Origin of the sequence: Methylomonas sp. MK1 (assembly GCF_000365425.1) — a bacterium.
Lineage (GTDB): Bacteria > Pseudomonadota > Gammaproteobacteria > Methylococcales > Methylomonadaceae > Methylomonas.
Genome location: NZ_AQOV01000002.1, coordinates 1202530 through 1229043, shown reverse-complemented (window position 1 = coordinate 1229043; position 26514 = coordinate 1202530). Strand labels below are relative to the sequence as shown.

Genomic DNA, 26514 nt, shown 5'->3' with positions numbered 1-26514 from the left:
TTATAATATAACATCTTTGCACATCATTCCTGACTGCGCTACTTCTCATGAAAAAAACCGCTGCCCTGATTTTAATACTGCCATCGCCGGTCTTGATGGCCGAAGAACCTGCGATACAAGCAATGGACGAAATAATTGTCACAGCACCGCTACAAGACAAAAAGTCGGACAGCCCGGTACCGGTCACCGTGCTGAGCGATGACGATTTACGGATGAAAACCGGCCACAGCATCGGCGATACCTTGAAAAACGAGCTGGGCATCAGCAGCCAATCCTTCGGCCCCGGCGTCGGTACTCCGGTGATACGTGGTCAAGCCGGGCCCAGAGTCCGGGTATTGAACAACGGTATCGGCAGCAACGATGTTTCCGCAATCAGTCCCGACCACGCCACCAGCGTCGAACCTCTGTTGGCTGAGCGCATCGAAGTGCTGCGCGGCCCGGCCACGCTACTCTACGGCAGCGGCGCGATGGGCGGCGTGGTTAACGTCATCGACAACCGCATCCCCGGTCGCCAGTTCGACAAACTGGTAGGTGCCGCGCTCGAGCAACGTTTCGATTCCACCTCCGACGAAACCAGCACCACCATGAAAGTCGAAGGCGGCAAGGACAATATTGCTTATCACCTGGACGGCTTTTATCGGCATCGCAACAATCTGGACATAGGCGGCAGCGGCATAGACACCGCGAAAGTGGCCGTCACCGATCCCAGCTTGGAGATTGTCGATAACCCCAAAGGCTATCTGAACAACACCGGCGCGGAAGCAATCAGCGGTTCGGCCGGCTTGTCCTGGATCGGTGCGCCCGGTTTCGCCGGTGTGTCGATCAATAACCTAAACAACAACTACGCCATCGCTCCCGACGGCACCGGCGACGAAACGGTACGCATCGCGATGCGGCAAACCAAATACGACTTTAAGAGCGAACTGAACAACCCGTTCCGCTTTGCAAAAAATCTACGTACCCGGCTGGGTTACACCGATTACCAGCATACCGAAATCGCCAACGGCGAACCCGGTGCTTATTACACCAACCAGTCCTACGAAGGCCGCATGGAATTGGCTCACCAGGATCTGGGACCGCTGCGCGGCGTGGTGGGTTTTCAAGCCCAGGCCAGCGACTTTAATGCGATCGAAAAACTCACCGGCGACAGCATCGTGCCACGCTCGGACATTACCAGTTACGGTGTCTTCGCTGTGGAATCTTTCGACCTTGGGGCGGTGACTTATCAGCTGGGCACCCGCGTCGAACAAACCGATATTCGCCCGGACGGTTTCGCCAATCTCAGCTACATCCCGGTCAGCGCGTCGGCTTCCGCGGTATGGAAACTGGATAATCGCAACAGCTTGAATCTGGCAGTGACTCGCTCCTCGCGCGCGCCGCAGGTCCAAGAATTGCTGTCCGACGGCTACCACGACGCCACCCGCAGTTACGACAGAGGCGACCTGGGTTTAAGAGAAGAAACCTCCTACAACCTGGACTTGGGCTACCGCTTCAAAACCGATTGGTTACGCGCCGAATTCGACTTATTCCACAACTGGGCCAGCGATTATATTTTCCAGCAACGCAACGGCGAATTCGTCGATCAAGACGGCAATCCTTGCGTAGCGGATTGTGTGCCTTTGGTCACCAGCGGACAACACGACGCTATCTTCAAGGGTTATGAAGCCAAACTGATCGTGCCTATGATGGAAAACCATGTCGGCTTATTGGAGATGACCCTATTCAGCGATTACACCCGCGGCGAATTTCTCAACGGTAGCGACGTACCGCGCATGCCACCGTTACGCTACGGCCTGCAACTGGATTTCAATCGGGAGAAATTGTCCACTTATCTGCGCTTTACCCGAGCCGAATCTCAGCCCCATGCCGGCGATTTCGAAACCTCCACTGCCGGCTATTTCTTGCTGAATGTAGGCACCAACTATCAAATCAAGGCCTATAAAGACGCCAAGCTCATGATATTCGCCAAAGGTAATAACCTGCTGGATCAAAACATCCGCAACTCGACATCGTACTTGCGAAATTTTGCCCCGGAAGCAGGACGCGGCGCGGAAGTAGGTTTTAGAGTCAGTTATTAGAACCGCTGAAATCGGCGCTGTCCTTACCAACAGCGCCTTTTTTTGACCGCCATAACGCTACAATATAACATCAGAATCACCATGACTCTTAGACACGCCCCAGCTAAACAACTCCCTGTCACCGTGCTATCCGGCTTCCTCGGTGCGGGTAAAACCACCTTGTTGAACCACATCCTCAACAATCGGGAGAATTTAAGGATAGCCGTGATTGTTAACGACATGAGCGAGGTGAATATCGATGCGGCGATGGTCAAAAACCAAGTACAACTGAATCGTGGCCAGGAAAAACTGGTCGAAATGAGCAATGGGTGCATTTGTTGCACCCTCCGCGAGGACTTGCTGATCGAGGTCGGCAATTTGGCCAAGGAAGGCCGCTTCGATTACTTGGTAATCGAATCCACCGGCATTGCCGAGCCGCTGCCGATTGCGGAGACCTTCACGTTTCGCGATGAAGCCGGGGCGAGTTTATCCGACCATGCTCGCCTGGATACGCTGGTCACCGTGGTGGACGCGGTCAACTTTATGCGCAATTACCTAGAAGCCTTGAGCTTAAAAGAAACCGGCGAGTCACTGGGCGAAGATGACGAACGTAACGTCGCCGATTTACTGGTCGATCAAATCGAATTTGCCAATATCATTCTGATTTCCAAAATTGATCTGATCGCCGGCGACGAGATCATCAATTTAACAGCGGTGTTACACAGCCTCAACCCCGACGCGGAAATTCTCCCAATCGTGATGGGTCAGGTCGATTTACACAAAGTACTCGACACCGGCTTGTTCGATTTCGAAAAAGCCGAGCAAGCCCCGGGCTGGTTAAAAGAATTGCGGGGCGAACATAAACCGGAGACTGAAGAATACGGCATAGGCAGCTTCGTTTACGCCGCCCGTCGCCCCTTCCATCCGCAGCGGTTCTATGATCATCTGCACGCCGGCGAATGGGATAACGGCACATTGCTCCGTTCCAAAGGCTTCTTCTGGCTGGCGTCGCGCCCGGATCACGCCGGCAGCTGGTCACAGGCCGGCGGCGTGATGCACCATGGTTTGGCCGGTCGCTGGTGGGCGGCAGTGCCGCGCCAGGAATGGCCGCAAGATTATCTGCCGGATATCCAGTCGCAATGGGCCGAACCCTACGGCGACTGCCGCCAAGAACTGGTATTCATCGGTCAAAATGTCGACATCGACAAAGTGCGCCGCGAGTTGGACGAATGCCTGTTAACTGACGCCGAACTTGCAGCCGGTCCGACGGTTTGGCGACACTATCATGATGAATTTCCGCAATGGTTTGCCGATGGCTAGTATCGACGGCTATCTGCATATCATCGGTATTGAATTGTTGCTTATTCTGGCAATTGTCTTGCCCTTGATTGACAGAGCGCCCGCCAAACGCGTGCTATCAAAACTCTTTTTAAGTGTGTTGGGGTTCATGCTGACGCATTTCGCCACCCATGCTTTGCCGAACAAATTAGCCCGATTTATTTACAGCTCTCAGCACGAATACCACTCGCTCAAATCTAAGGCACCCTATCGCACATGACTATCGCTATCAGTACTATTGCCGGCGCCATTGCGGCCTGTCTCGCCGTCAGCATTTGCTCGTTGTCCAGCGTATTTGCATTATGGCTGAAACCCGACGTCTTGAATCGGGTAGTGCCCTATCTGGTCGCACTAGCAGTCGGAGTACTCTTAGGTGATGCTTTCATTCATTTGATACCCGATGCCATAGACCGCCACGGCAGCGTCAGCGACGTCTGCCTGACGGTGTTGATTGGTGTATTCGGTTTCTTTGTGTTGGAAAAACTGGTGCGCTGGCGGCACGATCATAACGTCGACACCACGCCAACGGGCGGAGAGATTATGCCATTGGCTAGAATGAATCTGATCGGCGATGCCATGCACAACTTTGTTGACGGCATCTTGATCGCCGGCAGCTTTCTGGCCGATCCGGCCCTGGGATTGACCACCACCTTGGCCATTATTGCCCACGAAATCCCGCAGGAACTCGGGGATGTCGGCGCCCTGCTGCGCGGCGGCTATTCACCCAAACAAGCCGTACTCTACAACTTTTATTGCTCGCTGACCGTTTTGCCGGGAGCGATCTTTACCTTATTACTCAGCCAGTTGGCAGAATCGTCCTTGTCGCTGTTATTACCCATCGCTGCCGGCGGTTTTATTTATATCGCCGCCTCCGATCTGATTCCGGCATTACACGAACCTTGCAGTTTTCCCTGCCTGAGCGGACAAACCGCCGCTTTTGGTTTCGGAATTGTGTTCATGCAATTCATTGTATTTTTCGAACAGTTCCTGATCGCTAGTTAAGGAGTTTTTTGTGTTTGCTCGCATACCCTTTCGTCAATCATCCCTGTCACCGCTCACAAGACCAACTTCCTTCCAGCCCTTGTCGTATCGGCCATCGACCCGAACCGTCGTCTCAACAAACTTTGTGGATTTGACGCGCATCTACGAGGACGGCGTGAACTTTTGCTTAATAGAACGACCGTTGCCAGCCAGGATTGAACAGTTTATCTATCAAGCCTTGAAGCAATTCGGCAGTTTGGAACTCAGTCAGCCGGTCAATCCGACGCAGTTCGACTTTACAAACCTGTGGCCACAAGCCAGCCAGCTCGATGGCTATAACACATGGCTGGAAGATATCGAACTATTGACGTCGGCATTCTGCGAACTGTTCGGACTCAAACAAGCCGGCTTGCGCCTGCGAACTTTGCAAACTGCCATGTGTCCCCGCTTTCATGTGGATAGAGTGCCTGCCCGGATGATTTGCAGTTACGGCGGCATCGGCACCGAATGGCTGCCGGAATATGCGCTGGATCGAAGAAAATTGGGAATGGGCAGTTGCGGCCTGGATGATGCGCAGTCCGGCTTGATCACCGACCAAACTGCGATTCGGCGGATGCCCGCCTACGCCGTCGGCTTGATGAAAGGCGAAGCCTGGGAAGGTAACGAAGGCCAGGGTTTTGTGCATCGTTCCCCTACGCCAACGGCGGTGCAGCCGCGGCGCTTGGTACTGACACTGGACATGCTGTGAGGGCCGGGCATAGCTGATCAAATTTATCTAAAATTTCGACCCGCTCCATAATCACTCGGCTTACACGCAAATACCGCGTGTTAAAGCCCCAGCCTGACGGAGATTTCATGAACGCCAACCTCAAAAGCAACGCCGCCGTGCCGGTGACCATTCTCACCGGCTTTCTCGGCGCCGGCAAAACCACTTTATTGAACCGAATTCTCAGTGAAAACCACGGCAAACGGATTGCAGTGATCGAAAACGAATTCGGCGAAGCCGGTATCGATAACGAGTTGTTAGTGCAAGCCGACGAACAAATTGTGACCATGAATAATGGCTGTATTTGTTGTACCGTGCGTGGCGACTTGGTGCGTATCCTCAGCGAGCTGGCGGAACGCCGCGAAAACGGCGATGTCGGCTTCGACCGAGTGATCATCGAAACCACCGGTTTGGCCGACCCGGCTCCGGTTGCACAAACCTTTTTCATCGACGAAATCATTGCCGACAACTACCAGCTAGACGCCATCATCACCGTGGTTGACGCCGTGCATGCCCATCAACAACTGGAAGAACACCACGAAGCGCAAGAGCAAGTCGGCTTTGCTGATCGCATCCTGCTGTCCAAAACCGACCTTCAGGAACCGGAAATTGTTTTAGACCTGGAAACCCGCCTCCGGGCTATGAACCCCAGAGCACCGATCAAACATGTGCATTTCGGCCAAACCGAACTGCACGATATTCTGGATATTGATGGTTTTAATCTGGATGACATTTTGAAAATCGAACCGGACTTTCTGGAAGACGTCAGCCACGAGCATGAAGACGACATCAGCTCAATGGTCTACCAAACCGACCAACCCCTTGATGCTGCGCGGATTCTGGCATTCCTGAACATCCTGATCCGCGACTACGGCAACGACTTACTCCGCTACAAAGGCATTCTTAACATTGCTGGTTGCGAGCAAAAAGTGATTTATCAAGGCGTACATATGCTGATGACCGAGACGTTCGGTAACCCTTGGCAAGCAGATGAAACGCGGGAGTCGAGCATGGTCTTTATCGGTCGCAACTTACCTAAGGAGGATATGTTAGAGGCCTTGACTTCATGTCGGGTAGGCCTTTAGACAAAGTCGCTGAATTGGTCTCTGAGCAATGAGGCAAGCGAGGCGCTGATTGACGTTGGCGTTCCGGCTTATAAAACAGGCATAATTCGTCATTCCAGGTATGCCCCATCCGAATGAGTAAAACACACTGCATTCGCATGGGCCAAATAAGCATGGCCTTTCATTGAGGAAACGGCTACCACTTGAAAAAGAACGATCCACGCAAAATCCCCGTTATCGTCCTCACCGGCTTCCTCGGCAGTGGCAAGACCACGCTGCTGAACCGTCTGCTCGCGGAACATCCCAAAACCGCAGTAATCATCAACGAATTCGGCGCCACCCCCGTCGATCAGGATTTGCTGCAACCAACCGGTATGCCGTTGACGACTCTGGCCGGCGGTTGTTTGTGCTGCCAGATTAAAGGCACGCTGGCACCCACTTTAAAAAACCTGTGGATGGCGTGGGATCAGGCCCAGACCAAACCCTTCGAACGAATGATTATCGAGGCCAGCGGCATCGCCAGCCCGGAACCGATTCTGGATACTCTGTTGCGCGAGCGCTGGCTGGCAAGCCGCTATCATTTGCAGAACGTCATCACTACCCTGGCCATACCGTCGGCTACTGCACAACTGGATAGTTTTGCCGAAGCTCGGGCGCAGGTGGCTTGGGCCGATACCTTATTGCTGACCCATGCCGACTTGAGCAATGCCGACCAGCAAGCCGTGTTGGCAAAACGCTTGCGAGTTCTGGCACCGGCCACGCCCATACTTATGACAGGAGACGTTCGCGCGGCTAGTAGCCTGCTGACTAATGCAGGCCCGACGTTGCGCCGCTTGCCTGATGACGGCTCGTTACCGGCACATAACTTTCGCAGTATATCGCTGCATCTCGAACAAATTCTGCCCTGGCAACAACTGCAAGCCATCCTGCAAGAACTCCTGACTCGCCATCCGCAAGACTTACTCCGCATCAAAGGCGTGGTTTATCTTGCCGAACAAACCGAACCCATGGTCATTCAAGCGGCCAGCAATCGACTGTACCGGCCTGCCCCGTTACCCCGGAGAGCAGCCGACGACCACCGCGGCCGCTTGGTCTTCATCGTAAATGGCGAGCCAAAGGCACTTGCCACCGATCTAAACAAGGCTTTTGCTCCGCTGCTCAGCGGGAACGCCATCAAACTGCATTGATTTATTAACCCGGCCCTTAAATACCGTGCATCCTGAGCTGTCGAACAAGGCGTTGTTTGTCATCAACGACTCGGTTAATCGCATCAGCGACATGGACAAACACATTACCCAAGCGGTTAAGGAACAAAGCCATGTCACGTAAAATCCGGATAAAAACTTAACTACCATAGGCGAAGTAGTCGGCCGGCTGGTGGAAAACGGCACTACGGCATGTGCCGCTAGCAGCGAGTTGAACCGACAGGCGGCTTACTTGCATAGACAGGTGGAGCAATTTCGGCGTAAAGCCGTATCGTTAATAGCCATACGCTATTGCATGACAAAATCAGTTAAAGGCACAGCGGGCATCCACGCAAACCAAGAACCCGGCGGCTTTTTGTATTAACATAGCGAAGGGCGTTATCAAATTTATCCGGGAGGCGGCATATGCAAGGCGACAAACAAGTCATAGCTCACTTAAACGAATTGCTGGCAGGCGAACTGACCGCTATAGACCAGTATTTTATTCATTCCCGGATGTATGAAAACTGGGGCTTCAACAAATTATACGAACGCATCAATCACGAGGTTCAAGACGAAACCAACCATGCCGATGCCTTGATCAAGCGGATTTTGTTTCTGGAAGGCACACCGGATTTATCCAAACGCGAACCGCTAGCGGTCGGGACCAACGTCCCGGAGATGCTGAAAAACGATCTGGCGGTCGAATATAAAGTGGTTGCGCATTTGCGCAAAGTCATTGCCTATTGCGAAACCGTACGCGATTATCAAACCCGGGAAATTCTGGAAGTGATGTTGGACGACACCGAGGAAGATCATGCGCACTGGCTGGAAAAACAATTGGGCTTGATCGATATGATTGGTTTGCCGAATTATCTGCAATCGCAAATGTCCTAAATCGGCTTGGCCTTATGCTTACCGATAGCCGCAGTGTCTCCTGACGCCGCGGCTTTTTTGTATCCGCCGCTACCGGTTCAAAACCGAAAGGCGCTAATCATCGCCCATCGTTCAGCGTTTACTAACTGCATCATTGGCTAATCCGCGGCCTGTAAAGTTAATAATGCCGCTTGATAGTCGAAAGCCTCGATCTGCCTGGCAAAATCCGGATACGCAACCCCCAATTTCGCCCGCAACAACACCGCATATTCGCGCGCCAGGCGGCTGGCTTGCGCATCGCCAATTGCCAGCAAGCTTGCGATCGCGGCAACGACTTGACGCGTATTTTCCGCATCGATAATCGCCTCGCCCACTTCACTAGTCGCCGATTGCGCAGGTAAAGCCAGGATAGCGCGGACCAGATTCGTCAATTCGCTATCGCACAAAGCCGCTAACTCCATGCAGACCGCCAAATCCCTGCTCTCGGCTATCGCCCGGTCCAGCTTAGCCGCCAAATCGGCGACTTGTTTGGCACCCAGCGTACCGGCAACGCCTTTTAAGCAGTGACTGATGCGTTTTGCTTCATCGGATTTGCCATCGACCAAGTAGGTCTGGACTTGTTTCAAGTCTTTATTATGGGCATCGGCAAACATGCTCAACAGACGTTGATACTTATCCACGTCGCCCTTCACCACTGCAAGTCCTTGCCTGGTGTCCAGGCCACTGATGGTCAGTAAGGCCGACGGCACGGTATCGCCGTTTACCACTGTTTTCGGCGAAAACCGCTCGGTTTCGGCTTTATCGAACTTGACATGACGCGCACCGGAACGCGGCGACAACCAGCGCAACAAGGCCGCGTAAAGGTCTTCCGGAATTACCGGTTTCGCCACAAAATCGTTCATACCGGCAGCGAGCGAAATATGCCGGTCTTCCTCAAACGCGGCGGCGGTCATCGCCAAAATCGGCAACCGGGTAAAACCCGGCTGTGCGCGTATCGCCCGCGTAGCTTCCAAACCGTCCATTTCCGGCATTTGTACATCCATCAGCACCAGATCGTAGGTGTTCTTGCCGATTTTTTCGAGGGCGATTCGCCCGTTCTCGGCGGTGTCCACCGCCAAACCAACACCATGCAACAACTCCAGTGCCACTTCCCGATTAATCGGATTGTCTTCCACTAAAAGCAGGCGCGCGCCGGCATAATCTCGGCGTAGCATCATTTCCGCGTCGGCGGGTTTTTCAATGGTTTGTAAAGGCATTATGCCGTGCCCGCGCTGCACCAGAGCGGTAAACCAAAAGCGACTACCTTGACCCAGTACGCTATCGACGCCCGCATCACCGCCCATCATATTCGCCAGCCGACGGGTAATTGCCAAGCCTAAGCCGGTCCCGCCATATTTACGGGTGGTAGACACATCGGCCTGGGTGAAAGCCTGAAATAAGCTGGCTTGTTGTTTCGCTTCAATCCCGATTCCGGAATCGCTCACCTCGAAGCGCAGCAGCAAACCGGCAGCGGTTTCCTCCTGTACCATCGCCCGCAACCGAATCGAACCGCGTTCGGTAAACTTCACGGCATTAGTAGCGTAGTTGAGCATGGCCTGCCGCAGACGCATCGGGTCCCCGCGCAACCATTGCGGGACGCCCTCCCCATCCAACTCTATGCTCAACGCCTTGGCCCGCGCCTGCTCGGCAATAATGGAGCGAATGTGGTCCAGCACCGTCGCCAGGGAAAAATCGGTTTGCTCCAGTTCCAGCCGCCCGGCTTCGATCTTCGATAAATCCAGCACATCGTTAATGATGGACAGCAGATGCTGAGCGGCGCCGTCGATTTTGTCCAGACGCTCGCTTTGTTCCGGATTGGGACTGCTTTGCCGCAGCAAATACGTCAAGCCGATGATGGCATTCATGGGCGTACGAATCTCGTGGCTCATATTGGCCAAAAAGGCGCTCTTGGCTTGATTGGCGGCATCCGCCAACACTTTCGCCGCTTCCAGTTCGGCCGTGCGGCTGGCAACCAAATCTTCGAGGTGATGCCGATACTGATCCAGCTCCAGCGCCACGCGTTTCTTCTCGGTGATGTCTTCCTGTACCGCTACAAAATGGGTAACGCTGCCATCGGCTTGGCGGATGGGCACGATAATGGCAAATTCCACATATTCGCTGCCGTCCTTACGTCTATTGATGAATTCGCCTTTCCAAGTCTGACCTTGACCGAGCGCGGTCCACAACGCCCGATAATTCTCGGGTGGGGTTTTTCTCGATTGCAACAGGCGTGGATTGCGACCGATGACCTCGTCCCGCTGGTAGCCGCTGACCTGCAAAAACGCCTCGTTTACGTATTCAATTTCGCCGATCAGGTTGGTGATGATAATACTGGCCGGGCTTTGTTCCACCGCCTGCGCCAACTTACGTAGTTGCTGTTCGGTTTGTTTGCGCTCACTAATGTCCAGATTAACGCCAAACAGCCTTACCGGTTTACCGTCGGCGTCGTATTGCGCTCGGCCTTTGCTGCTCAGCCAGCGGATGTCGCCTGATTGCAGGATAAAGCGAAACTCGACCTCGAACGGCTCGCCGCGCAAAATGCGGCTTTCCCACTGATCGTCTATCAAATGCAGATCGTCCGGATGCACGCGTGCTCGCCAATCGGCGTTAGAACGCAAACCGCCGGGCTCTACATCGTACAATCGCTCGCATTCCGGCGACCAGTAACAGTGATCCTTAACAATATCCCAATCCCAAATCCCGACATGCGCGCCTTCCTGCGCCATCATTAAACGCCGTTCGCTTTCGCGCAAGGCTTCCGCGGCCGCTTCCGCGCGTTGGCGGGCGGCGATGGCATCTTCCATCAAATTCAAGGCCGCCAGCTGCGCCTGATGTTGCTCTAACAGCGCCTGCTCCTGACTTTGCCGCAAGGCCTGCTCCGCTTCACGCCTTAATCGGCGTTGATCGCGCTCCTCGACAGCCCTAAGTATCGACGTTACTAAGCGGACCGGATTGTCCTTGAACACGAAATCGACCATACCCAGCCGCAACAACTCCATCGCGACTTCCTCACCCACGCTATCGGACACCAGGATAACCGGCAAATCCTTACTGTGAGCTTGAATAAATTGCAAGGTGTCGCGAATATCCAATCCCGGTACCTTGTAATCCGACAGCACCAGATCCCAGTCGTCTTGCAAGGCAAGCACCAGCGCCGCGTGGCTCTCTATCCGCCGGCATTCGACGGTTAGGCCGTTCTGTTGCAAGTGGTGCACCCGCGCCAGATAAGCAGCCTGTAATTCTTCGATGATCAGTAATTTCAATACAGGATTCATAGGCCCATCACGATTACGATGGCGGCTAAGTAATAAGCACCCCAACGCGCCAAAACCAAATGATCTGGCGTTTTCCTGCGTTTACTCGTGGCCCGGCTCTTAAATTCCGAGTAGCCGTCAGCCCCGCGCAAGCGGTAATCCAGCAGTATTACCGGGCTCCGGCCTGCGCCGGAGCAACGGTAATTAAAGCCCGGGCTGATAATCAGCGGGACGCGTTTCATCGCGGAACACTCCTGGCCGGGGTTATCCCGGCCTGATCGATAAACGCCAGAGGATAGGGGCGTTCCAGCCCCAACTGCCTGGACAGCTCGTTGATGGTTTGTTTTAGCGCAATCATGTCCACTTCCCGGCCGACCATGGCCCGATTGAAACGCTGCAGCGCATCCGTTTGCTCGCGCAAAGCTAGCTCGGAGGCCTTGCGCTCGCTAATGTCCAAGGCGTAGGCCACTCGTCTCACCGGTTTACCGTCGCCGGATTTAATGACGGTTACGTCTATCATTACCGGGAAACGGCTGCCGTCCTTACGCTGATGTTCGGTCTCAAATACGCCATGACAGGAGGTATCCAGGCTAGAGATACGGTGTTGTACCTGATCGATTAAATCAGCCGGATAAACCATCGCTACCGGTTTGCCGATCAGTTCTTCCGCAGTGTAGCCGCGCTCCCCGGCAAAGACCGGATTCACCGCCAAAAACAAATTAGTCTGCGCGTCCGCAATCGCCAAGCCGAATTCGGCGTTTTCGAACGCTTGCGCCCAGAGTTTAAGTTCGCTTTCGGTATTTTTGCGCTCGGTAATATCGATACAAATACCAAACACGCGTTGCGGCCGGCCCCTATCGTCGTAATTAGCGCCACCCTTACAGTTGAGCCATCTGATCTGCCCCGGCTCCGGTTGAACCCGAAAATCAAAATCAAAAGACTGATGAGCCACGAGGGCCGCATCTCGCCGACGCTCCAATTCAGGCAGGTCCCCTGGATACACAACTTGGCTGAAGGCCTGATAATTACCCGGAAAAGTCCCTGGTGCATAGCCAAACATGGCCTCAAGTTCGGCAGTCCATTGCACTTCGCCGTTATCAATATGCCAATCCCAGATGCCGATATTGGCACTACTTTGGGCCAGACGTAAGCGCTCCTCACTTTCAACCAAGGCCATTTCCGCCAATTTGCGCTCGGTGATATTGGTGTGAGAAACCACCGCACCGCCTTCCGCAGTTTCCAAAGGCGTGACGACCATGGCAAACCAGCGCTGCTTCTGCGCGGAATGGCAGGCATATTCATACCTGAAGCGGGGAAGCCGACCTTCCAAAACAGCCGACAATCCGCTGAACACCGCCAACGATCCCTGCCTATACGGGCCCGACGCCTGCTGGCAAATCCGCAAATAATTAGTGCCTATGCCGCATACATCAACCGCTTGCCCGCACGCTAGGGCATCATCCTCAGCAAACTGCTGCCAGGGTCGATTCACAGAGACTATCATGCCATCGCGGTTTAATACCGCGATGTTGGCACTCACCGAATCCAAAATAGCCCGTTTGAATTCTTCGCTTTCGCGTAGCGACGCATTAGCCACTTCAAGCGCTTTGCGGGCCGTAAGCGCATCCTCCATCAAATTGAGCGCGGCTAGCCTGGCCTCGCCTTGCTTTTCCAGGGCCACCCGCTGCGCGTCTTGCAGCGCAAGCTCGGCCTGTTTACGTGGGGTAATATCCTGCACGGTGCCATACAAAGCCACGATGTTAGCCTGCTCATCGCGGACCGGCTCGCCGCGGGCCACTACCCAGCGATGCAACTCGCCATCGTTCTGCAATTCCGCTTCGCATTCGTAAGGCACGCCGTCGCTACAAGCCTGAGCTACGGCAGCCTGCAAGCGCTGCCAGCTCTCGGGCTTAAAATACCGGGCAACCTCTTCATAATCGGCGGGCGGTAAATGAGGGTCGCGGCCGAACAGATTGTAAATCTGTTCCGACCACTTCAATTCGCCGGTGCGCAAGTCCCAGGCCCAGCTGCCCAAGGCGGCTAAACGCTGGGCAATTTTCAAGGCCGTCTCGCTTTCGTGTAACGCTAGTAATGCTTGTTCACGCTGCTCAATGTCTTCCATGAGCAAGATAAAACACTCAGGGCTACCATCCGGTTTGCGCGCTGCGGAAGCGTTTAATTTAACCCAGACGATACTACCGTTCTTGCGAATAACGCGCTTGTCTCCGGAAAAACCATCCACTTCGTCCGCCGGCAGCCGCAACAGAGCGTCACAATCCTCCCGATAGGCAATGTCCGAAAAATTGCCGGTTAGCAACTCGTCCTGGCTATAACCGACTATCTCGCAAAACTGGCGGTTAACCTTCAGCCAGCGCCCGTCCGGCGCCAATAGACAAATGCCTTTCGCCGCCTGTTCGAACGTGGTCTGGAATAAGGTTTGGCTAAACCGCAGCCGGTCCCGCGTTTCCAGTAATTGGCACCAGTGCGCGTTTTCGCGTTGCCGAATCCGAAGCAAGAATTCGCTAAGCAGGCTGATTAAAATCCCATTTGCGATCAATAACGTCCATTGCACAACATCGTAAATGCCGGCAATTGCCAAGCTGCGATAGGGAGGCAGCAGTTGGAAATTACTAACAATGGCCGACAGCAATGTAGCCAATAATCCAGGCCACAAACCGCCTAAAAAGGCGCTCACGATCACCGGAAATAAAAACAACAGCAACATCGGGCGCAGGCCAAAGGATGCCGGCAAATACAGGCGAATTGCCAGCGCAACCAATACCAGAATCACCGCCGACACATAGGCGAGTCTAAGGCTGCTCCGGTAACGGGAGCGCACCAAATCGGAAAAATCGCCGAATGGCGGCTCGGGGATAATCATAAATGGTCTTCTTCCGCAGCCGATGTATCGCCGCCAATCAACCCGGCGCCATTGTTTACTGATATTGCGCTCGGTTTGAGAGGGTCCAAGCCAGATTCGGCGTGAGCTTCAGCAGAATCATGACCAACAGTATTTTCAGGTTGGGCTGATAGAAACGCTAATGCATAAGGGGGCTGGCGGCCCAGCTCCGCAGCCAGCTGATTGACCTGCTGCTTTAAATTAACCATATCCAGCTCGCGGCCGACCATGGCCCGATTAAACCGCTCCAATTCATCATTACGAGCCTTTAATTCCGCGGCTTGGAGATTGAGCTGGTCTTCGGCGGCTTTACGGGCGCTGACATCAAGAATAAAACCAATCACCGCCGGCCGGTTTTTGTAATCGAAACTGCGGCCATGTACTTCAACGTCAATGCAGTGGCCGTTGCGATGTAAGCCTTCGAAGCGGTAGTTAATGTCTTCGATCTCGCCATCAATGCGTCGGCGCAAATTTTCCAACACCATCTGCCTGTCCTGCGGACAGACCAGATCAGCCACTGTTTTGCCGTCGATAATATCCTCAGCCCGCTGATAGCCGAAGATCGCGGCAAAACCCGGATTGACGTAAACGAAACGCCCGTCTTGAATAATATAAATGCCCGCCAACGACTGTTCCACCAAACCGCGAAAGCGCGCCTCGCTCTCGCGTAATTCAAGCTCGGCCCGCTTGCGTTCGGTAATGTCCCGTGAGATACCGAACATCCCTATTACTTTACCGTGTTCATCGCACAGTGGCCCTTTGGTAGCCAGGAAAATCCGCTGTCCGAATTGCGTATCCAGGGCTTCTTCTTCCGTCAGAGTTATATTTTCCGCCATCACCCGGCGGCCAAACTCTTTTAAGTGCTCGGCTTGTTGCTGTGGAAATATGGCGCTATCGTCCTGACCAAGTACTTCCTCTACCGGCTTGCCGACAAAATTGGCGGCGGCGGTATTAAACAGGATGTAACGACCCTGTAGATCCTTGGCGTATATCGCGTCCACGGACAAATCGGATATGGCGCCTAATAAATCGAGGGCCCGCAAACGCTCCGCTTGCGCCTTCTGCACCGCCGTGGCCAAAGCCAGACTCTGACTCTGCCGCAACAGATAAAAACCGGCGCAGACTATAAAAATGGTCAAACTACCTACGCACACGATCCACACTACTTCGCTACTGGCCTTGGTATAGATTTCGGCCTTATCCAGCTTGGTCAGTAACAACCAGTCCGTGCCGCTTATGGCCTGTACCAGGCCTATGACGGAGACATTGCGGTAGTCCTTGGCTTCCAGGATGTTATCGAGGCTAGCCTGACTGCGCAGCGCCTTGCCGGCCAATAAATTTGCAGTGTTGATTGGCAGCCGAAACGACGCCGCAGCGTCCGGACGAAAGCGCAGCGGATTCAGATAGAGAATTTCATCGCCCTCACGCCGAAACAACAAGGTTTCGCCGGTACCGCTAGCGACCGGCCAACTCTCCAGAACCGGAAACAGCCACTCGCTAAGATCAAGATGTAAAACAATCAGCGGCGGCGCTACCTGATGCTGGGCTGTCAGCGGCACAACCAAATCCAGCAGGACACGTCCGCCGTCATCTTTGTAAGGATTAACTAATTGGATTTGCCGAGTTTTTGTCGACAGCTCTGCAACCTTTAGCTGCCCAGGCAAGAGCGTGGCGGGGGCTTTCGCGGAACGCCATAAACGCTCGCCTTCAGGTTTAAGCAGGCTGATGGCCGAGATTCCCCTGCTTTTGCGAAATTGTTCCAAACGGTTTTGCAGGCGTTCGGCGCTTTGCATATCGCCATCCATCTGCCAGCGTTGATACAGGTCGATGATAAATTCGCTGGTTTGGATAAAATCCGCGTCGCCGCGCCGTTCATTCAGCCAGTCGCTGATTTGCCTGGACTTGAGGCCGGCGACCGCCTGCAGCCTGCCGAACTCTTCTTGGGTGTGTTGCTCGATGGTCAGAGTCACGCTCGCCGCCATCAAAGCCAGGATGACGGCTATCAATAAGCCTAGCGACAACAAATGACTTCGCGGAGCGGGGGGAACTGTTTGCGGTTCGCGGCTTCGGCCAAACCAGCGCCGCATCAAACCGTAAAGCAATAAAGACGTCACCAGTACATAAACCCAGCCTTTCAGCATGCTGGCTAGCGTCAGCTGGTCCGGATCTTTGAAAAAGTGGTGTACCAATTGATCCGATACCAAAATCCAGCTGGCGGCGAAAATGGCATATACCAGCACGACGGCTAAGACGCTTTTGCGGCTGACCTGCGCTGAGTTTGACTGATCGTTATTCGACAGCATGGGCTTGCAAAGTCGAATTAATTGTCTAAGCCGTACAAAGAAGATACGCCGTTAACCACAGCCGTTACCGTATTGCCGTTACCTTGATATTCCAGACGATCAAAGCTCATCAATCTGGCCATCGCGATGCCGCGGCCATGCAAATCGAACACCCGTTCCGGGGAAAAATCCAGGAAGTCCTGCCAATCAAAACCGTCACCCTGGTCTTGAATGGTAAACACCAGCTTATCCGGCAGACGCTGGAAATGAACGGATACAAAGCGTCGGCTAAATTCCGGGAGTGTCAAACGTCGTTGAATTTCCTCCAGCCAGACTCCCGCCAGCATCAGCTCGCCTTTTTCCGCATAGGAAACGCCCAAGTTACCATGTTCAACCGCATTCACCATCAACTCCTGCAAACCCTGGATTACGCGCTCGGGCTCCGGGCAGGATTGGGCCAAACAATGACTCAACATCTTTGCTTCATCGAGATCGCGAAAACGAAACACGGCGGAATGGACTAGCGTCAACGGACGTCCGGCGCGATTGACTGTTTCGGACATCTCCTGCAACTCACGACGTTGTTGCAGTGCGGCATTGATCACGGCGATCAATATTTCCGGTTGAATCGGTTTGGTCAAATAGTAATAAGCCCCCTGACTAAGCCCTTCCTGGATGCTTTTCTTGTCGCTGCGGGCGGTCTGTATAATCACCGGAATGGCAGCCAAGGCCCGGTCACCCTTGATCAATCGCAGCAGTTCCATGCCGTTCATCCCCGGCAAGCCCCTATCCAACAGCACCAAATCGTAGCCGGTCCGGTCGTGCTGTAAGGTTTCCCAGGCAATGCAGCCATTGGCGCAGACCGTCACCAGAAAACCTTCGGCGACCAATAAATCCCGAATAATGATGGCGATAATTTCCTCGTCTTCAACCAACAATATGCGAGCGTTTTGGGTCATAAATCATTTACTCCGCGATGGAATCGAGATGGCGTTGGGCAATATCACAGAAGGCATCGAAATCGGCTAAAAAGGCATCGGCCATATCCGGATCAAAGTGGCGACCACGTCCTTCAGCAATAATAGTCTTGACTTCAGCGAAAGCCATGGGCTCTTTGTAAACACGCCGGGAAATCAAGGCGTCGAATACATCGGCCAGCGCCATAATCCTCGCGGAAACCGGAATGGCATCGCCGGCCAACGCCTCCGGATAGCCGCTACCGTCCCACTTTTCATGGTGCCAATGTGCAATTTCCTTAGCCAAAATCAAAAACTCCACCGAGCGCGTGGCATCACGTTCCGCCATTTCTATCGCGTCGCTGCCCAATTTGGCGTGGGTCTTCATCACCGCCCATTCCTCGCCGGTTAATTTGCCAGGTTTTTGCAGGATTGCGTCCGGTATGCCGACTTTGCCAATATCATGTAAGGGCGCGGAGCGCGTCAGCAATTCGATGTAATGATCGGTCAATGTCGCGAAAAAGCGCGGATGGCTCTGCAAGGCCAGGGCCAAATGTTGAACGTAGCCTTGGGTGCGCAGGATGTGGTTGCCGGTTTCCGGATCGCGAATTTCCGCCAGATGCGCTAAGGCGCGAATGCTGACTTTTTGAATCAGCTCGTTTTCGCTCATCCTTTTAGCTATTTCCATTTCCAGGTAGGTGTTTTCGTCGCGCAGCCAATCTCTGGCCTGCTTTAACTCCAGCTGGGTGCGGATGCGCGCTAAAACGATGGGCGGCAGAACGGGTTTGGTGATGTAATCAACCGCGCCGACATCCAATCCATGCAACTCGGACTCCATACTGTCCATCGCTGTGACGAATATCACCGGAATCGTACGCGTAATGGGATCGGCGCGCAGATGCTCGAATACTTGGTAACCGTCCATGCCCGGCATCATCACGTCAAGCAGAATCAAATCGGGGTAAGGCGGGTTGGCGACCATCTGCAACGCTCGTTGCCCGGAGGTAGCGACACGCACGCGGTATTGCGGTTGCAGTAATTCGCTGATGACGGTGAGATTTTCCGGAGAATCATCGACTACCAAAATGGTTTTGCTTTTAGTATCCAACATAGCTCTCCCGAGAATGGCCGATTATTGTTTTTATGGCCTGAAGAAAATTCATCAATTTTGCTAGCTTATATAGTGAAATGAACAATATCCCGATAATAAACGGAATTACCGAACATTAGGTATTTCGATAGAAAAGCTGCGGCAAGTGCCTCAAATTTATAACACAATCCGGCACCAACAAGTTTTCTCAGGGGACAAAAGCCGCCACTCTCGCTTATTGAACTCAAAACGACAACTTCTCTGGCTTGCGGAACGAAAAGGACCGATAATTCCGCCTTTTTTCATTTGCCGGATTTGCATGGAATTCAAACTCAAAGCCACAGACGGTCACGCCCGCCGCGGCCAGCTGACTTTTGCCCGCGGCGTGGTGGAAACACCGATCTTTATGCCGGTCGGCACCTACGGCACGGTAAAGTCTTTAACCCCGGAAGATTTAACGGATTTGGGCGCACAAATCATTCTAGGCAACACCTTTCATTTGTTGCTGCGGCCCGGCATGGAGGTGATGAAAGCCCACGGCGATCTGCACGATTTCATGCGTTGGCAAAAGCCTATTCTGACCGACTCCGGCGGTTTTCAAGTATTTAGTTTAGGCGCATTGCGCAAAATCAGCGAACAAGGCGTCACATTTAAATCGCCGGTCAATGGCAGCAAAATATTCATGGGCCCGGAAGAGTCGATGCAGGTGCAACGCGATCTCGGGTCGGATATCGTGATGATTTTTGACGAATGTACCCCATACCCGGCCACCTATCAAGAAGCCGCTGACTCCATGCGCTTGTCCCTGCGTTGGGCGGAACGCAGCAAGCGCGCCCACGAAGGTAACTCCTCCGCCCTGTTCGGCATTGTGCAAGGCGGTATGTATCCGCAATTGCGCGAAGAATCCATCGCCGGCTTGACCGACATCGGCTTTGACGGCTATGCCATCGGCGGCCTGTCGGTAGGCGAACCGAAGCACGAAATGCTGGCGACGCTGGATGCGATTCATCTAAAAATGCCGGTGGACAAACCCCGCTATCTGATGGGCGTCGGCACCCCGGAAGATCTCGTGGAAGGCGTGAGGCGCGGCATCGATATGTTCGATTGCGTGATGCCGACCCGCAACGCCCGCAACGGCCATTTATTCACCCGCCACGGCGTGATCAAAATCAGAAACCAGCAATACCAATTCGATACCCGGCCACTGGACGAGGATTGCAATTGTTACACCTGCCGAAACTACTCGCGTTCGTATCTAAAGCACTTGGACAAATGCAAGGAAATGCTGGGCTCCAGGCTCAACACCATCCACAATCTACACTATTACCTGGAATTGATGCAGGGGTTGCGGGACGCTATTGAAAATCAAAATTTCGATACGTTTGTGGCAGAATTTTACGACCAACGCGACAGTCGCAGTCCGGTTTAATAAGTTCTGTTAATCTTCAAAACCCGGCTGCTTGCCAGCAGAGCAGCCCGGATGTTTTACCGGTCCTGGGCGGCTATTTGCCCACCCAACATCGCCAAAGCCAGTTCAGCCATATTTTTTGAGCCGCCACCATCGCCAAGCTGGTGTTTGACGGCCTGCAATTCCGAGATGCAGCGCTGGCGATAATCCCCGTCGCCCAACAGTTTCAGAATCTCCGCCGCCAGATTCTCTGCGGTCAGTTGTTCTTGGATCAATTCCTTGACGATGGCCTTGCCGGCGATGATATTCGGCAGCCCGATAAACGGAATTTTCACCAAGCGTTTGCCCAGCCAATAACTGAAGGCAGCCAGCCGGTATACGATGACCATCGGCACGCCGAGTAAGGCAATTTCCAACGAGGCGGTGCCGGAGGTGGTCATCACCGCCTCACAACATTGGATGACATCATAGGGCTGATGTTTGATCACCTTAACCGGTAGCGAAGTGTTTCCCAGATGTTCAGCCAACTCCGCATCGCTGATCGAATCGGCTTGCGGCAAGACAAACTGCAACTCCGGCCGCTGTGCCGACAATATTGCCGTCGCAGCCAGCATCACCGGCAAGATGCGCTTGATTTCGTTGCCGCGGCTGCCCGGTAGTATGCCGACGACAGGCCGATTGGGATCCAGGCCAAACAACTCGAAATCTTCTGATCGACTGCGTTGCGGATGGACTTTATCGACGGAAGGATGGCCCACATAACGGACCGGTACGTTTTCGGCTTCGTAATATTGAGTTTCGAATGGAAAGATCACCGCCATCATGTCGATGGCCTTGCCGTAAGTCACTACCCTGCCCGGCCGCCACGCCCAAACTTGCGGGCTGACGTAAAACAGCACTTTCACGCCTTGGCTTTTCGCAAAGCGCGCCAGCTTCAGGTTGAACTCTTTGTAATCGACGCACACCAGTAAATCCGGCTTTTCGGTGGCAATGATGTGTTTCAGTAAATTCAATGCGCGGCGGATCTCGCCGTAGTGCTTCAGAATTTCCACCAGACCAATCACGCCAATCCCCGCCGAATCGTAACGTACGTCGATACCGGCCTGACGCATTTTGCTGCCGCCCATACCAAGGCCGCGAAGCGCCGGACAACGCTGTTTCAGCTCCAGAAACATATTGGCGGCGTGTTGGTCGCCGGAGGATTCACCGGCGCTAAACAACACCGTGTAAGCAGATTGATTGGTCATTTGAGAATGGTTGGTGGGCTGCGTGTTGCGCAGCCCACCCTACATAAATGCGTTTGGGAATTTACGCTTGGAAAACGCCGCGTATCACACCGACAATTTGCTTGACGGTATCGTCGCTCAGATTGGAACAAATCGGCAAAGAAAAACAGCGCGCGGCTACCGACTCAGTGACCGGCAAAGCCAAGCCGGCACATTCCTCCTTAAAGACATTTTGTTGATGCAGCGGTACCGGATAGTAGACGGCACAGCCAATCTTCTGCTCTTGCAAGGCTTTCATCACCTCGTCGCGGCGGTCGGACAACAAAGTGTATTGATGATAGACATGCACGCCAATGCCGTCTTCATATGGCGTAGTCAGCGGCAAATCGGCCATTAGTTCCGAATACAAATGCGCGGCATGGCGGCGAGCGGCGTTGTAGCGGTCGATGCGTTTTAATTTGGCGCGCAATACCACAGCCTGTAGCTCGTCCAGCCGGCTGTTGTAGCCTATGACATCATGGTAATAGCGCACGTCGGAGCCGTGATTGCGGTATTGCTTGATCTTGGCGGCGGTCGCGTCGGAATCGGTGGTCACCAAACCGCCGTCGCCGAAACAGCCCAGGTTTTTACTGGGAAAGAAACTAAAACCGGCCGCGTTGCCGAAACTGCCGGTTTGCTTGTTGTAGACGGTAGCGCCGAAGGATTGCGCGCAGTCTTCAATCAGTTTCAAGCCATGTTTGTCGCAAATAGCTTTGATGGCCGGCAAATCGACGGGCTGGCCGAATAAATGCACCGGCATCACGGCCTTAGTTTTGGCCGTAATGGCTTTTTCGATATTGGCCGGGGTGATATTGAACGTACCCGGATCGATGTCGACAAACACCGGTTTGGCGCCGACATATTTGATTGCTTCGGCGGTGGCGATAAAGGTAAATGCGCTGGTAATGACTTCGTCGCCGGCGCCTATGCCTTCCGCCAATAAGGCTAAATGCAAAGCATCGGTACCCGAGGCGCAGCCGATGGCATGTTTAACACCCAGATAGGCAGCGGCTTCTTTCTCAAAAGCCTGTACATTCGGCCCCAGGATAAACGCGCAGTTATTAAGGGTTTCGCTGAAACCGCCGACGATTTCATCTTGAATTTCCGCATACTGCGCTTGCAGATTGACCATGGGGATCATAGTGTCAGCCCTTTTTATCGATGGATTAAGAATTTAGTGATTTCTATCGCGGTAGCCAGGGCTTTACGGCCCGCTTCGCCGGGAACCAGCGGATTCTCGCCGGTCTTGATGCAATTGACAAAATGTTTAATTTCATCGAGTAAGGCGTCGCCGCTTTCAAATACCGATTCCTCGGTAACGATTTCCGGAATGCCGGGAAACATTTCCTTCTCGCCGGTTCTGTGTTTAATCAAAACCCGGTTCTGAAAGTCCACGGAAATATAGGAACAAGGGCGGAACATGCGCATCTTGCGTTCCATTTTCATACTGATCCGGCTGGCGGTGACATTCGCCACACAACCGTTTTTAAAGGTGATGCGGGCATTGGCGATGTCGGTGCCTTGGGTCAGCACCGCCGTGCCGCTGGCATCGATTTTTTCCACTTCCGAATCGACCAGGGCCATGATGATGTCGATATCGTGAATCATCAAATCCAGCACCACGCTAACGTCGTTGGCGCGCGGATTGAACGGCGACAAGCGATGCGACTCGATGAACAGAGGCTTATCTTCCATTTTCTCCAAACCGCGCACGGCCGGATTGAATCGCTCCAAATGCCCGACCTGGAGAATGACGTTTTTTTCCTTGGCAATCGCGATCAGCTCATCGGCTTCTTCAACCGTAACGGTGATCGGCTTTTCTACCAAGACGTGCGTGCCGGCGTTCAGAAAGTCTTTGGATACGCTGTGATGATAGCTGGTGGGCACCACAACACTAACCGCATCGACTTTGCCGAGCAATTCATGGTAATCCGTTAGAGCTTGAGAGCCGGTTTTTTCGGCGACTTGTTGCGCCGCCTCGGCATTGATGTCAACCACCGCCACCAATTCGCAATCCTTTAACGATGCGTATTTTTCCGCATGAAATTTTCCTAAATATCCGGCACCTATCACGGCACATTTCAGTTTATTCATAAACGACCTAAGCTTGATTCGCGGTTCCCCAGCCTTTGACAGACGCGCGCCGGGCATAAAACCGTTCATTGTAACATTAGATTCTGTGTTGAATAAGCCGCACCGTCATTCGGAAACGGATCGGCGAATTATTAACCCGGCCCTTAAATACCATTCGCCTTTATGCCCTTGCGGGTACTGAGTCTATCGAAAGGCCAACCATAAGAGGCTTCGACGAGCTCAGCCCGAACGGGGCACCAGGGATAAATAGGGCTGGGTGAATAAACCCAGCCCTATGCACCAACTTGTAATGCCGACAAAAGCAACTAACCTTGCCTCATTACGACGATTCTGAAACAAACGTAGTCCTAAGCTTACACTCAGAGACAGATATGCACTCAAAAAACCAGCGAATAGCTATCGCCCTGCTCAGCCTGGCAGCCCAAGCCAACGCGCATGCAACCGCTGCGGAAGACGAGCATATTCGACAGATTGTGCAAGGCGTGCTGAAGGAAAAAGACCAGAAAATCGAACAGCTGGAAGCCCGCATCAAACAACTGGAGCAGGAAAGAAACAATTCGGTCGCGGTGTCGGCAAACCCAACAGTAGCTCCGGCCGGCGAACCGACGCCGGCGCCAGCACCGGCACCGGTAAAAACCGCTGCCAATGCTAAGCCCGAGCCGACAGTGGATACCAAACTGAAAGCGCTGGACAAAAAAATTGCTGCTTTGAAAGAAGCTGCCGAAGCCAACGGCCTGCAAATGAGCGGCTTTTTCGACATCAACGCCAAAACCGGCAACTCCACCGACCAAACCTTCAGTGTCGGCTCGGTGGAATTGGATCTCGACTATGTGCATGACGACCACTTTGGTGCCAGCTCGGCGTTAGTACTGTGCGGCAATTCATCCAACGCCGACTATGGCGCGCCCGGCGCGATATTCTGCGGTAATAGCGGCCCCGGCGCGCTAAGTGGCGGCAGCACGATGGCCGGCATCGCCGTCGCGCTGGTCGACTATCATTCGTTCAATGATCGTATTCCGCCGCGTGGCCGGATTTTCAATAACAAGGGTTTTCACATCCAGGCCGGCCGTTTCGACTTACCGTTCGGTAACGACTACCAAAATTTCGCCAACAAGGACCGCATCACTATTACCGCGCCGTTGACCACCTCTCGCATGCAATTGGGCGGTTACAATGCCGACGGTATTCGTTCCTACGGCGCCTGGGATATGTTCAACTATTCGGTGTTCTGGACCGACGCGCTGTATGCCAACGACGGCCATACCGTCGGCGGCCGGGTGGGTCTGGCTTTGGGGCAAAACACCTACAAGATCCACAATGCCAATCCTGAAGGCATTGAAATCGGTGTTTCCCACCTCAGCGAGTTCGATGGCGAAAACCGGATCCGCAATACCGTTTACGGCGCGGACCTGAGTATCGGCTACGGCATGTGGCGTTTACAAAACGAATTCATGCTGCTGAATGCGCATCAACAGGTATTTTTGGAACAAGATGCGGACGGCAATCCATTGCCGATCATCATCCCCGATCCAAACACCAGCCCGTTCGGCAAGGGCCACCAATTGGGCTATCACTCCACGCTGACCCTGGATTTGGAAAGCCTGAGCAAACAGCCCATCGTGGCGTTCGCCCGCTACAGCCGCTGGCAACCTTCACAAGACCTTGGCCTGGACTTCGACGGCAGCACCGTGGCGATCAACGACATCTCCATGCTTAGCCTGGGCTTTAACTATAAATTTAGCGATCATTTGCGGGTCAAATTTGAATACAACGATTCGCTGGGCACGGAAACAGCCGAGCGTTATTTCGACAGAAAACTGGGCATAGCCCAAATCGTCATGTCTTTTTAATCATGAACAAGCTCCTATACAAATGCTTATTGGCCGGCGGCACCGGCGCACTTTTGCTGTTGTTCGTCAGCGGTGCGCATACCGCCGACGACAATCCGCACCTTATTTCCAAGCAATCGCCGCAAGCGGGGTGTAGTAATTGCCATACCGCGACACCGGAGCTAAAAGATGACGGCATTTTCAACAGCAAAAATATAACAGCCGATCAAGCCACCTTTAGCAAGGACGGCGTGGCCATGTGTTCCTCGTGCCATAATCCCAACCAAGGCCACAAAGTAGGCCTGAATATCGACTTTCCGGTACCCGCCGACTTGCCGCTTAACGAGGAAAACGACATTACCTGTCTGACCTGTCACTACACACACGGCAAACTAGATAGCGACCGGCCGCAAGCCAGCCACAGCTTCATGGATAAACTAATGAATGCCGAAAGGCTGAAAAAAAGCTTTTTACTACGCCGTAACAACAGCGACGGCGAGCTCTGTTTAACTTGTCATAACGTCAACTAAGGTTCCTGAAAATGAACAATACCGTTACCAAACGCCGCCAAATTTTTATAAAAAAGGACTTCCAAGGCCGTTTCATCCTCGGCGCTTTTGCGCTGATATTGCTCGCCGGATTGTGTTCGGCACTCCTGATTTATTGGATGACCGGCGGCGATCTGCAAGCTCAATCCCAATCGGCGCATGCCAATATCGTCAACGCCGCGGAACGACTGGGCGTATCGATTTTAATCGGCAACTTGGTAGCCATTTTGGTTGCCGGCGGCATTGCGGTGAGCACCGTTCTGTACGCCTCGCACAAAATCGCCGGCCCTTTATACCGCTTCGAAACCCTGTGCCAAGAGGTCGGCGACGGCAAACTCGATACTGTCACGCACTTGCGGGAACACGATCAGCTACAAGATTTGGCGCTATCGTTCTCGAATATGGTTGCCAAGCTCCGCAGCCGCCGGGACCATCGCACGCGCTTAATTGCCGAACTCAACCGGCAAATCGGCTTGTACGCCTTAAACAACGGCGACGCACTATCAGAAGCCCAACACCATGCCGTCGCGGCAATGGCGGCGTTGGTGACTGATTTAGAGAAACTAGAAAAATAATTGTCATCA

At 53.5% G+C, this 26514-nt stretch carries 21 protein-coding genes; 12 read left to right on the top strand and 9 right to left on the bottom strand.

The window, feature by feature from the left end; genetic code table 11:
* The first annotated feature begins 47 nt into the window (after positions 1 to 47).
* From G006_RS0122440 to bfr, 8 genes are all read left to right on the top strand, one after another.
* Complete coding sequence (locus G006_RS0122440) at positions 48 to 2078, top strand: TonB-dependent receptor (RefSeq protein ID WP_020485471.1); 2031 nt, start codon at positions 48 to 50, stop codon at positions 2076 to 2078.
* 81 nt (positions 2079 to 2159) lie between these two features.
* Positions 2160 to 3377, top strand: a complete 1218-nt coding sequence (gene zigA / locus G006_RS0122435; RefSeq protein ID WP_026147236.1) for a zinc metallochaperone GTPase ZigA — start codon at positions 2160 to 2162, stop codon at positions 3375 to 3377.
* Complete coding sequence (locus G006_RS0122430) at positions 3343 to 3615, top strand: hypothetical protein (RefSeq protein WP_235048901.1); 273 nt, start codon at positions 3343 to 3345, stop codon at positions 3613 to 3615. The genes zigA and G006_RS0122430 overlap by 35 nt, the downstream gene beginning before the upstream one ends.
* Positions 3612 to 4397, top strand: coding sequence for a ZIP family metal transporter (locus G006_RS0122425; RefSeq protein WP_020485468.1), 786 nt, complete (start codon positions 3612 to 3614; stop codon positions 4395 to 4397). The genes G006_RS0122430 and G006_RS0122425 overlap by 4 nt, the downstream gene beginning before the upstream one ends.
* A gap of 124 nt (positions 4398 to 4521) precedes the next feature.
* Positions 4522 to 5124 carry a DUF1826 domain-containing protein gene (locus G006_RS0122420; protein ID WP_020485467.1) on the top strand — a complete coding sequence of 201 codons (603 nt, stop codon included), beginning with the start codon at positions 4522 to 4524 and terminating at the stop codon, positions 5122 to 5124.
* Between the two features lie 107 nt (positions 5125 to 5231).
* Entirely contained in the window at positions 5232 to 6227 is a 996-nt protein-coding gene (locus G006_RS0122415; RefSeq protein ID WP_020485466.1) for a CobW family GTP-binding protein, read from the top strand.
* Between the two features lie 182 nt (positions 6228 to 6409).
* Complete coding sequence (locus G006_RS0122410; RefSeq protein ID WP_020485465.1) at positions 6410 to 7393, top strand: CobW family GTP-binding protein; 984 nt, start codon at positions 6410 to 6412, stop codon at positions 7391 to 7393.
* A 423-nt stretch (positions 7394 to 7816) separates the two neighbouring features.
* On the top strand, positions 7817 to 8287 hold the full coding sequence (gene bfr / locus G006_RS0122400) for a bacterioferritin (RefSeq protein ID WP_020485463.1): 471 nt from the start codon (positions 7817 to 7819) through the stop codon (positions 8285 to 8287).
* 137 nt (positions 8288 to 8424) lie between these two features.
* Here the strand turns inward: bfr and G006_RS0122395 are convergent, their stop codons facing one another.
* From G006_RS0122395 to G006_RS0122370, 6 genes are read right to left on the bottom strand one after another with little or no spacing between them, the layout of a single operon-like run.
* Positions 8425 to 11580 (bottom strand): response regulator, encoded by a 3156-nt coding sequence (locus G006_RS0122395; RefSeq protein WP_020485462.1) that lies wholly within the window; start codon positions 11578 to 11580, stop codon positions 8425 to 8427.
* The gene (locus G006_RS0122390) at positions 11577 to 11801 is read right to left on the bottom strand and encodes a hypothetical protein (RefSeq protein ID WP_020485461.1); all 225 of its coding nucleotides are present in this window, start codon (positions 11799 to 11801) and stop codon (positions 11577 to 11579) included. Before G006_RS0122390 ends, G006_RS0122395 begins: the two co-directional genes overlap by 4 nt.
* Positions 11798 to 14440 (bottom strand): PAS domain S-box protein, encoded by a 2643-nt coding sequence (locus G006_RS27325; RefSeq protein WP_020485460.1) that lies wholly within the window; start codon positions 14438 to 14440, stop codon positions 11798 to 11800. The genes G006_RS0122390 and G006_RS27325 overlap by 4 nt, the downstream gene beginning before the upstream one ends.
* On the bottom strand, positions 14437 to 16761 hold the full coding sequence (locus G006_RS26270; protein ID WP_020485459.1) for a PAS domain-containing protein: 2325 nt from the start codon (positions 16759 to 16761) through the stop codon (positions 14437 to 14439). Before G006_RS26270 ends, G006_RS27325 begins: the two co-directional genes overlap by 4 nt.
* Positions 16762 to 16778: 17 nt before the next feature.
* On the bottom strand, positions 16779 to 17699 hold the full coding sequence (locus G006_RS26265; RefSeq protein WP_020485458.1) for a response regulator: 921 nt from the start codon (positions 17697 to 17699) through the stop codon (positions 16779 to 16781).
* 7 nt (positions 17700 to 17706) lie between these two features.
* Positions 17707 to 18807: a response regulator gene (locus tag G006_RS0122370; protein WP_020485457.1), complete on the bottom strand. Its 1101-nt coding sequence runs from the start codon at positions 18805 to 18807 to the stop codon at positions 17707 to 17709.
* 298 nt (positions 18808 to 19105) lie between these two features.
* Between G006_RS0122370 and tgt the strand changes: the two genes are divergently transcribed.
* Positions 19106 to 20215, top strand: coding sequence for a tRNA guanosine(34) transglycosylase Tgt (gene tgt / locus G006_RS0122365; RefSeq protein ID WP_020485456.1), 1110 nt, complete (start codon positions 19106 to 19108; stop codon positions 20213 to 20215).
* Positions 20216 to 20271: 56 nt separating this feature from the next.
* Here the strand turns inward: tgt and lpxB are convergent, their stop codons facing one another.
* The 3 genes from lpxB to G006_RS0122350 all read right to left on the bottom strand — a co-directional run bounded on the left by lpxB (position 20272) and on the right by G006_RS0122350 (position 23553).
* Positions 20272 to 21441 (bottom strand): lipid-A-disaccharide synthase, encoded by a 1170-nt coding sequence (gene lpxB, locus G006_RS0122360; protein WP_020485455.1) that lies wholly within the window; start codon positions 21439 to 21441, stop codon positions 20272 to 20274.
* A 61-nt stretch (positions 21442 to 21502) separates the two neighbouring features.
* A complete protein-coding gene (locus G006_RS0122355) occupies positions 21503 to 22600 on the bottom strand; it encodes a DegT/DnrJ/EryC1/StrS family aminotransferase (RefSeq protein WP_020485454.1) in 1098 nt (365 codons plus the stop codon).
* A gap of 14 nt (positions 22601 to 22614) precedes the next feature.
* Complete coding sequence (locus G006_RS0122350) at positions 22615 to 23553, bottom strand: Gfo/Idh/MocA family protein (RefSeq protein WP_020485453.1); 939 nt, start codon at positions 23551 to 23553, stop codon at positions 22615 to 22617.
* A gap of 371 nt (positions 23554 to 23924) precedes the next feature.
* Between G006_RS0122350 and G006_RS0122345 the strand changes: the two genes are divergently transcribed.
* Genes G006_RS0122345 through G006_RS26260 form a run of 3 tightly spaced genes read left to right on the top strand, consistent with a single transcriptional unit; the run spans position 23925 to position 26505 of the window.
* Positions 23925 to 25403 (top strand): hypothetical protein, encoded by a 1479-nt coding sequence (locus G006_RS0122345; protein WP_020485452.1) that lies wholly within the window; start codon positions 23925 to 23927, stop codon positions 25401 to 25403.
* Between the two features lie 2 nt (positions 25404 to 25405).
* Positions 25406 to 25912, top strand: a complete 507-nt coding sequence (locus tag G006_RS0122340; RefSeq protein WP_020485451.1) for a cytochrome c3 family protein — start codon at positions 25406 to 25408, stop codon at positions 25910 to 25912.
* Positions 25913 to 25923: 11 nt separating this feature from the next.
* On the top strand, positions 25924 to 26505 hold the full coding sequence (locus G006_RS26260) for a hypothetical protein (RefSeq protein WP_020485450.1): 582 nt from the start codon (positions 25924 to 25926) through the stop codon (positions 26503 to 26505).
* Positions 26506 to 26514: the final 9 nt, after the last annotated feature.

Excerpts from the sequence above, each read along its gene's own strand:
- G006_RS0122440 (WP_020485471.1), top strand. The coding sequence starts at position 48 with ATGAAAAAAACCGCTGCCCTGATTTTAATACTGCCATCGCCGGTCTTG.
- zigA (WP_026147236.1), top strand. The coding sequence starts at position 2,160 with ATGACTCTTAGACACGCCCCAGCTAAACAACTCCCTGTCACCGTGCTA.
- G006_RS0122430 (WP_235048901.1), top strand. The coding sequence starts at position 3,343 with ATGATGAATTTCCGCAATGGTTTGCCGATGGCTAGTATCGACGGCTAT.
- G006_RS0122425 (WP_020485468.1), top strand. The coding sequence starts at position 3,612 with ATGACTATCGCTATCAGTACTATTGCCGGCGCCATTGCGGCCTGTCTC.
- G006_RS0122415 (WP_020485466.1), top strand. The coding sequence starts at position 5,232 with ATGAACGCCAACCTCAAAAGCAACGCCGCCGTGCCGGTGACCATTCTC.
- bfr (WP_020485463.1), top strand. The coding sequence starts at position 7,817 with ATGCAAGGCGACAAACAAGTCATAGCTCACTTAAACGAATTGCTGGCA.
- G006_RS0122395 (WP_020485462.1), bottom strand. The coding sequence starts at position 11,580 with ATGAATCCTGTATTGAAATTACTGATCATCGAAGAATTACAGGCTGCT.
- G006_RS0122390 (WP_020485461.1), bottom strand. The coding sequence starts at position 11,801 with ATGAAACGCGTCCCGCTGATTATCAGCCCGGGCTTTAATTACCGTTGC.
- G006_RS27325 (WP_020485460.1), bottom strand. The coding sequence starts at position 14,440 with ATGATTATCCCCGAGCCGCCATTCGGCGATTTTTCCGATTTGGTGCGC.
- G006_RS26270 (WP_020485459.1), bottom strand. The coding sequence starts at position 16,761 with ATGCTGTCGAATAACGATCAGTCAAACTCAGCGCAGGTCAGCCGCAAA.
- G006_RS26265 (WP_020485458.1), bottom strand. The coding sequence starts at position 17,699 with ATGACCCAAAACGCTCGCATATTGTTGGTTGAAGACGAGGAAATTATC.
- G006_RS0122370 (WP_020485457.1), bottom strand. The coding sequence starts at position 18,807 with ATGTTGGATACTAAAAGCAAAACCATTTTGGTAGTCGATGATTCTCCG.
- tgt (WP_020485456.1), top strand. The coding sequence starts at position 19,106 with ATGGAATTCAAACTCAAAGCCACAGACGGTCACGCCCGCCGCGGCCAG.
- lpxB (WP_020485455.1), bottom strand. The coding sequence starts at position 21,441 with ATGACCAATCAATCTGCTTACACGGTGTTGTTTAGCGCCGGTGAATCC.
- G006_RS0122355 (WP_020485454.1), bottom strand. The coding sequence starts at position 22,600 with ATGATCCCCATGGTCAATCTGCAAGCGCAGTATGCGGAAATTCAAGAT.
- G006_RS0122350 (WP_020485453.1), bottom strand. The coding sequence starts at position 23,553 with ATGAATAAACTGAAATGTGCCGTGATAGGTGCCGGATATTTAGGAAAA.
- G006_RS0122345 (WP_020485452.1), top strand. The coding sequence starts at position 23,925 with ATGCACTCAAAAAACCAGCGAATAGCTATCGCCCTGCTCAGCCTGGCA.
- G006_RS0122340 (WP_020485451.1), top strand. The coding sequence starts at position 25,406 with ATGAACAAGCTCCTATACAAATGCTTATTGGCCGGCGGCACCGGCGCA.
- G006_RS26260 (WP_020485450.1), top strand. The coding sequence starts at position 25,924 with ATGAACAATACCGTTACCAAACGCCGCCAAATTTTTATAAAAAAGGAC.